This is a genomic window from Bacillus cereus, assembly GCF_002567495.1.
GTDB classification, from domain to species: Bacteria; Bacillota; Bacilli; order Bacillales; family Bacillaceae_G; genus Bacillus_A; species Bacillus_A cereus_AQ.
On record NZ_NVAP01000063.1, the window covers coordinates 1 to 12,688 of the forward strand.

The following is a 12,688-nucleotide window of genomic DNA, read 5'->3' on the forward strand; positions in this document are numbered from 1 at the left end:
TTTTTTCATAAACTTTATGCAATTATACATATTCATAAAAATTACACCAAATAAATATTACATATAGTAAAATATAAATTGTGGATACATTCTATAAAGCAGATTCTTTTGAAAGGCGTAACATATCGATAATTATAAAAGGTGTGGCGTCACTCTAATACTGATCTCAAATCTCTTGTACTTTGTGAACTAACAATCTGGTGTATATAGACGATTCTGTTTTATAGGATGTGTTTACACGTATAACAAAGGGATAATACGGATAGGTTTATACTAAATGAACGTGGTTCAAGTCGGAGGAAGGCACCTTAGGGTGTCTTTTCTTTATTTTCAAAAGGACCTGCTCAATTCATTCTTAAATACATAAGGTAATGTGAACCCATTAAATCACATGGAATGAACCCTAGTTTTTCCCTCTGAGCTAAAGGAGGCACTATTGTTATGGGATATGGTGGTAGTTGCGGCGAAGGCTGCGGTTTTGCTGGAGGATTTGCTTTATTAGTTGTATTGTTTATTTTATTAATCATTATCGGATGCAGTTGCTTCTGCTAAAAAAACTATTGGAAAAGGCACCCTTATATGGGCGCCTTTTCTTTATGTATATTATTCATTATCCGATCCATCAGTTTATTATAGACATATTTTGCTTCTCCAAAAAGACCACCTGTATCCCATTCTCCACCATAATGAGCACTTCCTAAAGGTTCACAATCGTCTCGCATACTTGGATGTGTATTTGGTTCATAGCCATTATTTACAATACTACCAACAATAAATATTCCTCCAATTACAAATACCACAGCAACGATTAATAGTGTCTTCCTATTAGGACCAGTAACAATGTCGTTTACAACTTCTATTGCTTCTTGCTGAGTTTCACCTTTTGAAAATAATGAAAAAATAATAGAGATTATAAATATGAAAAATAGCACAATTATAAATTACAGAAAATATTTCTAAAAAGCTTAGTTTCTTAGCTAAAAGTAACAATAATTCAAGTAGAAGTATTATTTTTGAACTTTATAAATATTGAACGAGGGAGAGGAGATATTTTAATGGATTCAAAAACTTATGAAAAGCTACAGGGACTACGTAGATATAAAGAGCCAATTCAAGCAGTATTGAGAACGGTTAAAAGACAAGATAAAGACGACCCAGTTACTGAATATGCTGAGTTTGCCCTTGAAAACGGTAAGATTATAGGGGTTTGTAAAAAAGAAGACTTCTCTGATTACTCTTTTAGGAGTATTACACACTTCACAGGTAATATTTTTAACGTAGTAATTACTCAAATATCTGATGAACTGGATGTAAATAAAGTTCAGGTTTCAGTAAAAGAAGCAAGCAGGAGATCTGCAGATGCGTTAATTCGTGAGTTAATAGAATTGGAGCAAGATGAAAGACTGCAAGAGCCAACCTACGAAGCAGAAGTAACTGGATACAATATGAATGCTCAGGTTCCAACCATATTCTTACGCATTAATGGTGCAGAATGTTTCATGAAATTACATGAACTAAATTATGGAAGAGTGTATAAAAACGCTGTGGATCGCTATGCGCCTATTGGTGAACGCATCCCGGTTAAGGTTCTACAATTTAATCCGGAGCAACGACTAATTCATGTTTCTAGGAAAGCGGCAGTGGAAAATCCTTATCAGTTATTATCTGAATTAGCTGAAGGGGATACAATTGTAGGAAGGGTTGTAAATGTTGACCCGCGTTTTGGAGTTTTTGTTGAATTGGACCAAGGCTGCACAATTAAAGGAATTGTCCCTAAAACAATCGAACAGCCAGTATTGGATGACGTAGTAAGTATGAGAATTGTAAGTGTGGATGTAGAAAAAGAGAGAGGGTCGGGGGTTATCTTTAAGTTTCCATTTGGACGCAAAAAAGTTAACGATCCAACGGCGTTTTTATATAACTAATGAGCGCGCCGCAGGTTTCCGTACAAGAGAATGGAAAGGCGGTTCAATATTGGCTTAATAGGGACGAATCGTTATCACTTTGGGATGATCCCTCTTTACAGGGGGGACCAATTCTTCCAGATAAATTTAAACCACTCACAGATTTACGTAGTATATATGACAGAATTAATTCAGGTTTTATAAATGAAAAAGACAATTTAATACTAAAGCTTATTTGGGATTCACTAGCGATTACTGAAGCTCAAATCAAAAATTTTGTGGAATCTAAAATTAGTAGGTCACAGGTTTCAGAATCGCTGAAAAAACTGGTACTGTATGGATTTGTTAGTCGATGGGAGATAAGATCGGGACTATTTCCGGATCATCCCAAAACCTCTGCTCCAATCACTTTAAATACTGCAGGTCATTTGATGATGTGGGCTTATCATAACCGTAATACAAACTATTCTTTAAAGCCAGAACAGTGGTTAAGACTTGGAGTAGCAGGGGTACAAAGATTTGTCACTATGAATCAAATAAAATATGAGTTTGCAGTAGGCCAACAGCTATTAAAAAACTGGTGCTGGTATCCAAAGCTAAAAGGTACTGGTAATGGCTATAATCCAATTGCTGTAGGAGAAATTAAAACTCCAATTGGAAATCAAAACTTCATATTTGAAAGGGTACAACAAGGTCAGCGATATGCACAACATTTAAAATCGCGATTGAAAATTTGGGAAGATCAGATTCAAAATGGACCAAATAATTTATTGAACTTCGAAAATACGAAGAGTTTACCAGGTATTTTTATTTTATCTATATCAAATCTCGCTTTAGCAGAACATGTTAGAAAGGAGCTAATGTTAGACTTACGAAAGATTCCTATAATGCTCGTAATAGACGAATGTATTCACAGTGAGGGATTCGCAAAATCTTTTTATATTTCAACTCAAAACGGAATTCAGCAAGCACCATTACCATTTTTGAGATAACAAGAGCCGCTTCAGGTAAATACGCTGAAGCGGCTCTCTGTTGTTTTAACGATGAATTGATATTCACAACTCAACTTTTGTTTGAAATATATCTAATTAAAGCTCCAACAGATGTACCTGAAACAGCACAAATATTGTCACTAATACCGTATTCATTGAATGCTTTCCATACAACTATGTGATAGGCTTCTTTACCACCACCAGCTAGAACAAGATCAACTTCTGTCATCAAATACACTTCTTTCTATACTGGAATTTCCTAATAGTATTATAATAAAAAAATATAATGTGAAAAAATAACTTGGTAGTTATGGTAACAAAGTAAATATGTTTATAAATCATAAAAACATTTCTTTTATTATGATTTATTGTTTTTATCGATTAGGAGAACTAACTATTATATATTGAAAATTAAGACAACTAAGGGTATTATATAGATAAGAATTTTTTTTACTTTTCATAATCAATTACTAATATAACCCTTTCGGGGCTATGATTTTGTAGAGCAAAACTGCTTGCAATTATTCATATACCTGAAAGGTTTTTTTATTTTTAAAAACAATTAAGCTGGTCCCATTATTTAGAGATTTTCTATAAAGAGAGTGCGATGAGTTGTTAATTTGTAATGTGAAAACACTACGAGTTATTAAAATTAAAACATTAAGGGAGGAAATTATAATGATAGGTGAAACTTTTAAAAATTTGCTAATAAGTCTGGCTGGTTTAATAGTGGGGTTAAGTACTATATATTTAATAATTAAATATAGCTTCAAATTAACAGTAGAAAAAGCTATACCTAACTTAATAGCCTATGCCAACTTATATTTACCAGGAGTTATAACGTTTGGCTTAGTTGGATATTTTTCGAATTCATGGTTTTTTGGAATTGTAATGGGCGTCATAGTTGAAGCACAAGTTAGGTACACTTCGTATCACGAAGAAATCTGCTAAATGGATTGCTCAAATATCTGTCACGATTCCTACAAACGAAAAAACGGGAACAAAGATTTTAGGAGTAGACTTAGGTCTCAAAGTTCCTGCGGTAGCCATCACAGAAGATGATAAAATTCGTTTCTTCGGGAACGGTAGGCAAAAAAAATTTATGAAACGTAAGTTTCGCAGTGTTCGCCATAAGTTAGGAGAAGCTAAGAAACTGAATGCCCTTCGTCAACTTGATGATAAAGAACAAAGATGGATGCAAGACCAAGACCACAAAGTAAGTCGTGTAATCGTTGATTTTGCAAAGGATAATAATATTTCTGTCATTCGATTAGAGCAACTAACGAACATTAGACAGACGGCACGAACAAGCCGTAAAAACGAAAAAAATCTACACACTTGGTCATTCCATCGTTTAGCACAATTCATCGAGTACAAAGCGACATTAGTTGGCATAAAGGTCGAATATGTGAACCCTTCTTATACAAGTCAAAAATGTCCGAAATGTTCTGAAAAGAACAAGGTGCAAGACAGAAAATATAAGTGCCAATGTGGATTTGAGAAACATCGTGATATCGTTGGGGCGATGAATATTCGCTACGCAACTGTGGTTGGCGGTAATAGTCAATCAGCCTAAGAACCTATATGGTCTGTCTTAGGAGGGGTGATGGCACACCCTCATCTTGAAGGCTGTTCAAAACAGAAATGGACTGCGAATGCTTAGTCATTCAAGAATCCCATCCATTACACCGTAAGGTGTAGGACTTGCGGCTTTAGCCGTGGGAGTGTCAATATAAAGCCTAAATATATGAGGCTTTTTCTTTGTGTAGAGTCAATTTCCGAAAAGAAAAGCCAACCTAAGGTGCTTTTCTCCGACTTGAACCATCTTTATTTTAATAATATGTATTGGAATCCCATCCATATCTTATTTTATCACGTTAAGTAATGTTGGTCAGCGAGAAAAAAAGGTACTCTTTCGAGTACCTTTTTACTATTCTACTTTTAAGTTAATTTCTTTACCCGTCATACCACCACTAGCTTTTAAGAAAAGTCCTTCAGCATCTTTTGGTATATCAAATACAATTTTACCTGTTTGTGTTAGACCAGGATTCAATTGTTTTAAGAAGAAGTCAGTTTTTCCACCGTTAGCTAAGTCAAAAGATGTTTGACCTTGTGTTGAATATGTGAATTCACGACCTTTACTATCTACTAATTTAAAGCTGTTAGCATCAACAGTGATAGCGTCTTTTTGATCATTAGTAAGTGTAACTTCTAAAATTTTAAAGACACCTTGTGCTTGTTCTTTTGTATATTCATTGCCAACAGAATTTACTGTTTCCATAGACCCTACAGCGATTTTTACATCAGAAGATACCCCTTCTTTTGATACTGCTTTAGTGTTTGTTGAAGTTTTTTCTGTTGAATCTCCGCCACCAGCAACCATAGCAATTATTCCGATTACAAATAAAGCTATAATGCCTAGGCATCCAAACTTAAATATTTTTCCCACGTTTGTTCCTCCAATTATGTAAAATTTAAGATTGCAACGTTAATAATAACATAGTATATATCTTTATATTGTCATATTGTGTCGAAAGGAAATAAAAATATAGTTTAGAATTTTCGGACTTTATTTCGGTCCTATGACCTATTTTCCCGTATTTTGTCTGTATCTCATATTCATAAAGGTAAATGCGCTGTAACCAAAAATTTTCAGCTATTTTTGGTAATTGATTCATGTAAATTTTGTTTGTTGGTACATAACTTCATCAATTTTTTTCTATTGTATTATTAGGATATCAAGATAAAATAATTATTTATATGGGTTTCGACAATCATGATGATTGACAAAGTATTGAGAATTACTGGACTGTCTGGCCAAATTTAAGAATTTAAACAAATGCATTATTAAAAAAGAACTCTTATGGAAAGATTAGAGTTCTTTAAAAAATGTTGTATTTGAAACACGTGATTTTTTACAAAAATATTATGTATATGCAATATATGGAGTCAATGAAAATAATAAAGGTACATATAATCTATATTTTAATTGGTTCAGCCCCTTGGAGGGTGCTCCAAGGGGCTAAGATTCGAGAATTTTTAAACTCTTGCTAATTTTACATGAGAACTCCTTAAAGAGTATCTATGCAATTTTAACACTTGATCAATTATTTTTAAAACTATATATAGATTTATTTGTTTGTTTGTAGGTATCATGTTGTGTAACCATAATCGGTTAGCGAAGGTGAGGGGACAACAGAAGTACTGACTGGACCTATGGAGTATAAATGAGAAGATTCTTAGTTTTCTCCCAACCACCAAACATAAAGCGAATAAGCTAAGAAAGATAGAAAGTTATATGATGCAGGTGCTTTTTTTAGTTGTATAGAAATTACACATTAAACGTACTTAAGGAGTCATCTAAGTATAAAGATAATTAATCATACAATGATATGGAAGGGTCTTTTCGAACATGTTAGTTACCTCAAATTATATGTCATATTTGGAACCTGTGCGAGGGTGCTTTTTTAATGCACATTATTATAAGGACAAGCATATTATGTAATAGGACGAGTTCTTCGTGTCCTATTCAATGCTCAGGATAACCCCGATTCACATTGAGAGCATCAGTAGCGGGGGTGCTCTCTTTTTATTGAAAAATATATTTAAATGTATATAATATGATTGTTCAATTTATTTTTCAATATAAGGGGTACAAATTCGATGCGACGTAAAGAGGATTTGCTGAAACAATGGAAGGTGGATCTGCAAACTGTTCAAGAAGAAAAGAGGATGAAGAAGAAAGCTAAGAATAAGAAATATAAAATTTCTGGTAATACAGCGGGATTCATGAATGGAAAGAATACTTATCGTAAAGAAAATGGGGTATGGAAACAAAGAAATAAATGACGTGAAGGTAAATAAGTTTGGTTAAGTTTATAGCAAGTATTGTAGGCGCTTCCGTGATCTGGGTGGCGTCTTGTTTGTTGTTAAGGAAAGATAACAAAATAAACGAATATAAGCACGAAATTAGAAGAAAAAAATAATAGTCTTGTCGTTTGCTATAACCTACTAGGAAAAAGCTCATTTATAGAAAAAGAGAATGCGGAAAGTGAAGTGGATTATTAGCGAAATCCAACCATAATCATTTCTTCATTTTTTATTTCAATTATAAATTTATTTTCTTTATCCAATAACCAGAAATAAAAACTGACTGCATCAATATCAACTAGTGATTGGAATACTTTATCAAGATTTGTGCTTATTACAGGGATTTCATAGTTATCCCATAGTATAAAAATTTGTTCATCAAAACCTGGTTTGTTTTCTTTAATAAGGGAAATTAGTTGCTCTTTATTTAAAGCTATTAATTGATTGTCTATCTGTTCCCAATCTATTCTTCCAGAGACAGTTATAGGAAATGAATTTATTAAAGTATTTGCAATTTGTTGGCTTTTATTTTGAGAGAAAATGAGAGTTTCCTCTCCGAGAGATTCAATACACTCATTAAACAAAGGGTTTGTATCATTGCTATTTTTTGTTTTCAGTGCCTGTAACTTTTGTTGCATTTTCCATCGTCTTGAGGATCTATCACTCATTTTTATCATTCCTTCTACAATTAATTCGGAGTCAGTATAGCATATAGAAACAGTTCTTAGTAAAGAAACTATTAGGCAATTGAAATAAGCCTCTACTTTCACCATATTTAGTTTAAGAATTAGATTGTCCGATTCTTTTGAAACATAACTATAATAATTCAATTTCAATATCATAAGCAACCCAATTACTATATAGAAATACAAATTCAATGACTTGAATTCAATGTTTTGTTACGCTATAAATAGCTTGATTTGTTTTTAACTTAAACATATTAAGAGTACTTAATAATTTTTAGGAGGCTTTTTTGAATGAAGTTATGTAAGGCGAAAACCTGGTTACCATTATCTGCTGCAATGATTACAGTAGTATCAAATCCAGTAGGGACTGCGGCTTCAACGGTTTATACGGTTCAAAAGAATGATACCCTAGAAGCAATAAGTAAACAATATGAGGTGTCCGTACAATCACTTAAACAAGAAAACAATAAAGAAAATGATCAAATTAATATTGGAGAACGTTTAACAATTCCGGTATCGTCAACTGCAAACAAATATGTTCAAAAAAATAATTCACCCGTTTCAACTAATACATATCAAGCAATTTACCAAGTGAAAAGTGGGGATACATTAAGTTCTATATCAAAACAATATAAGGTTTCAATACAGTCAATAAAACAAAACAATAACGTAGACAAAAACCATATTTTTGTCGGTCAGCACTTAAAGATTGATACTGGTATTTCATTACAAGAAGTGGATTTAATGGCTCGATTAGTAAATGCAGAAGCAGGAGGAGAACCGCATGCAGGAAAGGTTGCAGTTGCAAAGGTAGTATTAAATCGTGCTAACGCAAATGGTTTTCCAAATACAATTACAGACGTAATTTATGAACCGATTAAAAATGGTTATGCATTTACTCCTGTTACAGATGGTAGAATTAATCAGCCCGCTACACAGGAAGCAAGAATGGCGGTAGAAGAGGCTCTCATTTCAAAAGGAACAAATGCTGATTGGCTTTATTTCTACAATCCAAAAACCTCGACTGATAAATGGATTACAACACGTCAAACCGTTGCACAAATTGGAAATCATCTGTTTGCTAAATAAAATAATAGTACATTAATAGGTTTCCAATGAGATAAGGAGAGGTTATTTTTGCGTGTAGTTCATTCACTATTAGCAATATTAGCAGTTATATTTTTAATTTGTGGTGCTATTATTCACGAGTATGTATTGGTGTTTTTGGTAGGGATTTGTTGCATGGTGATAGTAAGTTTTATAATTTCCAGTATACGTAATTGGAAAGAGAATAGAAAGCGTATTTCTATCGTGTATTTTACTTGTGTATTAATATTATTGCTATTGACAATATATCTTTTGTTTGTCACTTTTTATACACGTTCTTTGGAATTTTAGCACTTTTATATAAGCTAACACGGCACAAAAATCAAAAAGAATGATGAATTCTTCAAAAAATAATCAGCTCGGTTTAACGAGCTGATTATTACATCCAGAAATCCTCAAAGTCTACGCTGTAACCTTTTCTTTTTAAGGCCCTAATTATTTTTTGGCCATTCCCTAATGAAGGTTTGTATGTATTTGCACGAGAAATACGACTAATTGTATTTTGATTTACTCCACTCCATTCCTTTAATTCGGTTTGAGTAATACTATTTCTTTTTAAAAATTTACCAAATCTTGATAATGGTTTCCCCAAGCCAAACATTGTGAACACTCCTATTCATAAATCCTCTATTAATCACATCTTTACCAAAGCATGATTTTTTTAAACAAAAGTGTTAATAATGTACAAGCCCTACGCAATATGATGTATCAAGGTAGCTACTATCGTATCTAGCAAACTTATTACCAAATTAGATACCAAATCAACTAGCATTTGTACTAGCAAAGTATCTACCAAGTTAACAATCAAGATAATGCTATCAAGGTAATAGGCGTATAAACCCTATATTTTATCTAGTTTGTTCATTTTGTTTATAGAGGAGGGCATTTAAATGCGTGGTAGGAAGGAAACAATTTCTTTTCGTGAGTGTATGAATCGATCTTACGAAGAGAAAGAAAAGAAAATACGTAAATACAATTCAGTTAGTCCTTTCGCATTTCTTCATATGTCGGATCAGGTACTGCATACTTACATTGCATTAGGAGTAATGGGAACGGTTTTAATAGGGGCAGTCATATTAGAAAAATATTTAGTGCGACATGACCATATATCGGCAGCTAAATTTATAAGTGAAGGTATTTATTACGGCATGCGAATAGGTGGAGTTTGTTTGATTGGATATGTATTTATTCGCATCCTAATCATGTTTTAGGGGGAAGTATATGAGAATGATAAAGAAGTGGCTTCATACAAAAAGGTTAAGGAATCAACTTATAGAGGTATTTGGAAAAGCAGGTCTATATACGGAACATCACACACGCGGGGGGAAAGTGCCTATTTATCCAAAGATATATAATATATCTTCTTCAACAGAAAGCGTGAGATATGTATTTACCATACCAAACGGATTAGATCCACAGAAGATTGAAAAGAAGTGGTTTTGTTTTCAGCAAATATTAGGACGGAATATTACAATTGAAGGGGATGTAAAAAAGTTTGTCCTACATGTATTTCATTCGAATGCAGGGCTAAAGCCGTATACTTATCGTTATAAAGAATGGCAGCCACAATTAAAAGGTTACGGTTTACCTGTTGTGGTCGGCAGGGACCAATACGGAAAAATGATTGCGTACGACATGATTGGTTCCAATTCACCGCACTTATTAATCGCAGGAGAAACGGGAAGTGGGAAAAGTAGTATGGTACGTGTTGTACTATCTACACTCATTCAATATATGTCCCCTAATACGTTGCATTTGTATCTTGGTGATTTAAAAAACTCTGAATTCCATTTCTTACGTAGAGTGAAGCATGTAAAAGAGGTTTGTATGGAAGAAATCGAAATGAAAATAATGCTTCAAAAGTTATGGAGGGAAATCAGGGAACGAAGAAAACTTATGGAAGAATATGAAGTTGATCATATTGATGCGTACAACAAATTAAATCCAAATCATCAAAAGCCATATATCCTACTTGCTATCGATGAGGTAGCTATGCTTAAAGATGAAAAAGAGTGTATGGCTACGATTGAAAAGATTTCAGCAGTTGGGCGATCACTTGGGGTTTTTCTTTTACTTAGTATGCAGAGGCCAGATGCCAAGGTGTTAGATGGTAAGTTAAAACTTAATATGACTGTAAGAATGGGCTTTAAATGTGATAGTGTGATTAATAGTAATATTATGGGTACTCCTGGTTCAGAGTATTTAGAGCAATCTGGACAAATGATTTTTAAACGCAATGGATTAAAGAAAGTGCAAGCTCCTTATTTGGAATTAAGTAAGGCGAAACAAATTGTTGAACCATATCGCATGTCTAAAGAGGAGAAGATACTCAAGAATTCATCGCAAGAAGAAATTCCGTTATTTGGGGTGTTAGATGATGAAGAGTAGAGATAAAGGAATTCTGAATGATTTGAAGCAATTTAGATGCATGTCCCGAGACGATATTATTGACTTGCATTTTCAAGGCTTAAAGAATGCGATAACCTGCTGTAATACGGTTATGAAACGATTAAGAAGAGACGGACATGTTGATGCTAACGTATCGCAGCACCCATACATTTATTTTCCACAACCAAGTTCTATCAGAAAAACCAGTCAAAAAATCCCTCATTTCCTTGGTATTGTGGACGTATACAAACAACTTGTTCATTATGAAAATCCTAAGTTATTCAAAGTGGAACCAAAGTATGGAAAGGAATATATGGAGCCGGATGCTTTTACTATATGGCGTAGGTCGCCATTCTTTATTGAACTTCAAAAGTCAGTGTACAGTAAAAAAATAATGCAAGATAAGATAAATAGATATGAGTTATACTTCCATAGCCAAGAATGGCATAATGAATCTTGGCAACCGAAAACTTCTAAATTCTTTCCTTCAATTCTTATCATTACCGACAAATATTACGACGTACAATCTCCTTATTTCCGTATATTCCAGGCAAATTCTATAGAGAGTTTTATGAATAATTTAGTAGTGAAATCATAAAGAAAGCCTGCATAGTGCAGAGCTTTTTTCCTTTCAATAATGTATTAAGTCATGTGTGATGATCGTTAGAAGACAATAAATACGAAGAGTTAATTTGAAACAAGTTATGAAATAGTAAAAAAATGAAGAAAGTAATCGTTTAAATAATTTTTAATGGTTAAGTAAATATCACATTTATAAATATTGATATAGGTAACTTTATTATCTTTCGAAAATGTAATGTTGACGTAATGTTTTTGAATTTCTCTTCAAACGAAAACAGATTAAGATTACAGTAGCATAGAAAATCAATGAGGTGAACAATATGAAAAAATATATGGCACTTTTTAGCCTTTTAGTTGTATTTGCAAGTCTGCTAGTTGGGTGTGATATCAATCGTATGGGTAAAGATGAATATTACGTTCAAATTACAATGGATGGAAAAGAGGGAGTTTCAAAATCTATGGATGGTAAAGTGATGGGAAAGGAGTATGAATATACATTATCGGGTTTTGATAAGGAAGGTAAGGAAAAAGAGTTAGAATTTATTGCACAAAAGAATCTTCGTAAAGAGGCACTCCTACGTGTATATCATTCAGATAAAAAAGGTGTAACAGCTTGGGAGGAAGTGCAGGAAGACGAGCTTCCTAAGAAAGCAAAAGAAAAACTAGGTGTGAAATAATCATTTATTTGTTACGGTGGATTCTCCTACGTGGAGGGTTCGCCGTTTTTTATTATATGTTATGTTGTAGTTTTTTATATAAAGTATATTGAAAAGATAAGGTAAATCTTCCGGAATGATATCTCCATAATTAATAATTTGTACGTTAACCTTTCCGTTATTACTAAATCCATTTATATCAATGATTTGTCCCACATATCCCTTTGTACCAATATCTTTTAAAGTACGTATAAAAAATGCCCTTTATCTTATCTTTATCTTATCTTTAAACTTTTATATTAAACTTAAAATCTTAAAGTATTGATGTTTGAGACTAAAAAGGGCGGGAGATAGATGTCCATTACATAGTTTGTAAATAACCAATTACCTTTGAAAAATTGAATTTTTTATACGAGGAGGAATATATGAAGGATACAAGTAAAAAACAAATTATAAAAGTGTTCCTTCTTAGTATTTTAGGCATAGGAATAATACTTGGAATG

The 12,688-nt window shown here is 33.0% G+C and carries 14 protein-coding genes and 3 pseudogenes; 12 read left to right on the plus strand and 5 right to left on the minus strand.

What is annotated here, in order from left to right; genetic code table 11:
* Nucleotides 1-441 precede the first annotated feature (441 nt).
* On the plus strand, nt 442-552 hold the full coding sequence (locus COK05_RS27460) for a YjcZ family sporulation protein (protein WP_000540371.1): 111 nt from the start codon (nt 442-444) through the stop codon (nt 550-552).
* 23 nt (nt 553-575) lie between these two features.
* Here the strand turns inward: COK05_RS27460 and COK05_RS27465 are convergent, their stop codons facing one another.
* A complete protein-coding gene (locus COK05_RS27465) occupies nt 576-932 on the minus strand; it encodes a hypothetical protein (protein WP_098615056.1) in 357 nt (118 codons plus the stop codon).
* A 123-nt stretch (nt 933-1,055) separates the two neighbouring features.
* On the opposite strand from COK05_RS27465, the gene COK05_RS27470 reads away from it, so the two are divergent.
* Nucleotides 1,056-1,925, plus strand: a complete 870-nt coding sequence (locus COK05_RS27470) for an RNA-binding protein (RefSeq protein ID WP_098615057.1) — start codon at nt 1,056-1,058, stop codon at nt 1,923-1,925.
* On the plus strand, nt 1,925-2,896 hold the full coding sequence (locus COK05_RS27475) for a hypothetical protein (protein ID WP_098615058.1): 972 nt from the start codon (nt 1,925-1,927) through the stop codon (nt 2,894-2,896). Before COK05_RS27470 ends, COK05_RS27475 begins: the two co-directional genes overlap by 1 nt.
* A gap of 70 nt (nt 2,897-2,966) precedes the next feature.
* Here COK05_RS27475 and COK05_RS31470 read toward each other — a convergent pair whose 3' ends face one another.
* Complete coding sequence (locus COK05_RS31470) at nt 2,967-3,125, minus strand: hypothetical protein (RefSeq protein ID WP_176539471.1); 159 nt, start codon at nt 3,123-3,125, stop codon at nt 2,967-2,969.
* A 449-nt stretch (nt 3,126-3,574) separates the two neighbouring features.
* Here COK05_RS31470 and COK05_RS27480 point away from each other — a divergent pair.
* Together COK05_RS27480 and COK05_RS27485 are read left to right on the plus strand one after the other, a co-directional pair.
* Nucleotides 3,575-3,808 (plus strand): annotated as a pseudogene (locus COK05_RS27480) (hypothetical protein); the annotation flags it as partial.
* Nucleotides 3,801-4,472, plus strand: a pseudogene (locus COK05_RS27485) (RNA-guided endonuclease TnpB family protein); the annotation flags it as partial. The pseudogenes COK05_RS27480 and COK05_RS27485, both read left to right, overlap by 8 nt.
* A gap of 354 nt (nt 4,473-4,826) precedes the next feature.
* Here COK05_RS27485 and COK05_RS27490 read toward each other — a convergent pair.
* Nucleotides 4,827-5,345, minus strand: coding sequence for a DUF4352 domain-containing protein (locus COK05_RS27490; RefSeq protein ID WP_098615059.1), 519 nt, complete (start codon nt 5,343-5,345; stop codon nt 4,827-4,829).
* 1,214 nt (nt 5,346-6,559) lie between these two features.
* On the opposite strand from COK05_RS27490, the gene COK05_RS27495 reads away from it, so the two are divergent.
* A complete protein-coding gene (locus COK05_RS27495; protein ID WP_098615060.1) occupies nt 6,560-6,745 on the plus strand; it encodes a hypothetical protein in 186 nt (61 codons plus the stop codon).
* 215 nt (nt 6,746-6,960) lie between these two features.
* On the opposite strand, the gene COK05_RS27500 is transcribed toward COK05_RS27495, so the two are convergent.
* Nucleotides 6,961-7,434, minus strand: a complete 474-nt coding sequence (locus COK05_RS27500; protein ID WP_141539280.1) for a CDI toxin immunity protein — start codon at nt 7,432-7,434, stop codon at nt 6,961-6,963.
* A gap of 309 nt (nt 7,435-7,743) precedes the next feature.
* Here COK05_RS27500 and COK05_RS27505 point away from each other — a divergent pair, with 309 nt between their 5' ends.
* Entirely contained in the window at nt 7,744-8,541 is a 798-nt protein-coding gene (locus COK05_RS27505; protein ID WP_098615061.1) for a LysM peptidoglycan-binding domain-containing protein, read from the plus strand.
* Between the two features lie 397 nt (nt 8,542-8,938).
* On the opposite strand, the gene COK05_RS27515 is transcribed toward COK05_RS27505, so the two are convergent.
* Entirely contained in the window at nt 8,939-9,160 is a 222-nt protein-coding gene (locus COK05_RS27515) for a helix-turn-helix domain-containing protein (RefSeq protein ID WP_098615063.1), read from the minus strand.
* 289 nt (nt 9,161-9,449) lie between these two features.
* Here COK05_RS27515 and COK05_RS27520 point away from each other — a divergent pair, with 289 nt between their 5' ends.
* The 5 genes and pseudogenes from COK05_RS27520 to COK05_RS32250 all read left to right on the plus strand — a co-directional run.
* The gene (locus tag COK05_RS27520) at nt 9,450-9,770 is read left to right on the plus strand and encodes a hypothetical protein (RefSeq protein WP_001214903.1); all 321 of its coding nucleotides are present in this window, start codon (nt 9,450-9,452) and stop codon (nt 9,768-9,770) included.
* A 10-nt stretch (nt 9,771-9,780) separates the two neighbouring features.
* Complete coding sequence (locus COK05_RS27525) at nt 9,781-10,947, plus strand: FtsK/SpoIIIE domain-containing protein (RefSeq protein ID WP_098615064.1); 1,167 nt, start codon at nt 9,781-9,783, stop codon at nt 10,945-10,947.
* Nucleotides 10,948-10,969: 22 nt separating this feature from the next.
* Nucleotides 10,970-11,545: a replication-relaxation family protein gene (locus COK05_RS27530; RefSeq protein ID WP_098615068.1), complete on the plus strand. Its 576-nt coding sequence runs from the start codon at nt 10,970-10,972 to the stop codon at nt 11,543-11,545.
* A 304-nt stretch (nt 11,546-11,849) separates the two neighbouring features.
* On the plus strand, nt 11,850-12,206 hold the full coding sequence (locus COK05_RS27535) for a YxeA family protein (protein WP_098615065.1): 357 nt from the start codon (nt 11,850-11,852) through the stop codon (nt 12,204-12,206).
* 404 nt (nt 12,207-12,610) lie between these two features.
* A pseudogene (locus COK05_RS32250) lies at nt 12,611-12,688 on the plus strand (lysozyme family protein); the annotation flags it as partial.

Excerpts from the sequence above, each read along its gene's own strand:
- COK05_RS27500 (WP_141539280.1), bottom strand. The coding sequence starts at position 7,434 with ATGAGTGATAGATCCTCAAGACGATGGAAAATGCAACAAAAGTTACAG.
- COK05_RS27495 (WP_098615060.1), top strand. The coding sequence starts at position 6,560 with ATGCGACGTAAAGAGGATTTGCTGAAACAATGGAAGGTGGATCTGCAA.
- COK05_RS27505 (WP_098615061.1), top strand. The coding sequence starts at position 7,744 with ATGAAGTTATGTAAGGCGAAAACCTGGTTACCATTATCTGCTGCAATG.
- COK05_RS27525 (WP_098615064.1), top strand. The coding sequence starts at position 9,781 with ATGAGAATGATAAAGAAGTGGCTTCATACAAAAAGGTTAAGGAATCAA.
- COK05_RS27460 (WP_000540371.1), top strand. The coding sequence starts at position 442 with ATGGGATATGGTGGTAGTTGCGGCGAAGGCTGCGGTTTTGCTGGAGGA.
- COK05_RS27470 (WP_098615057.1), top strand. The coding sequence starts at position 1,056 with ATGGATTCAAAAACTTATGAAAAGCTACAGGGACTACGTAGATATAAA.
- COK05_RS27515 (WP_098615063.1), bottom strand. The coding sequence starts at position 9,160 with ATGTTTGGCTTGGGGAAACCATTATCAAGATTTGGTAAATTTTTAAAA.
- COK05_RS27520 (WP_001214903.1), top strand. The coding sequence starts at position 9,450 with ATGCGTGGTAGGAAGGAAACAATTTCTTTTCGTGAGTGTATGAATCGA.
- COK05_RS31470 (WP_176539471.1), bottom strand. The coding sequence starts at position 3,125 with ATGACAGAAGTTGATCTTGTTCTAGCTGGTGGTGGTAAAGAAGCCTAT.
- COK05_RS27475 (WP_098615058.1), top strand. The coding sequence starts at position 1,925 with ATGAGCGCGCCGCAGGTTTCCGTACAAGAGAATGGAAAGGCGGTTCAA.
- COK05_RS27535 (WP_098615065.1), top strand. The coding sequence starts at position 11,850 with ATGAAAAAATATATGGCACTTTTTAGCCTTTTAGTTGTATTTGCAAGT.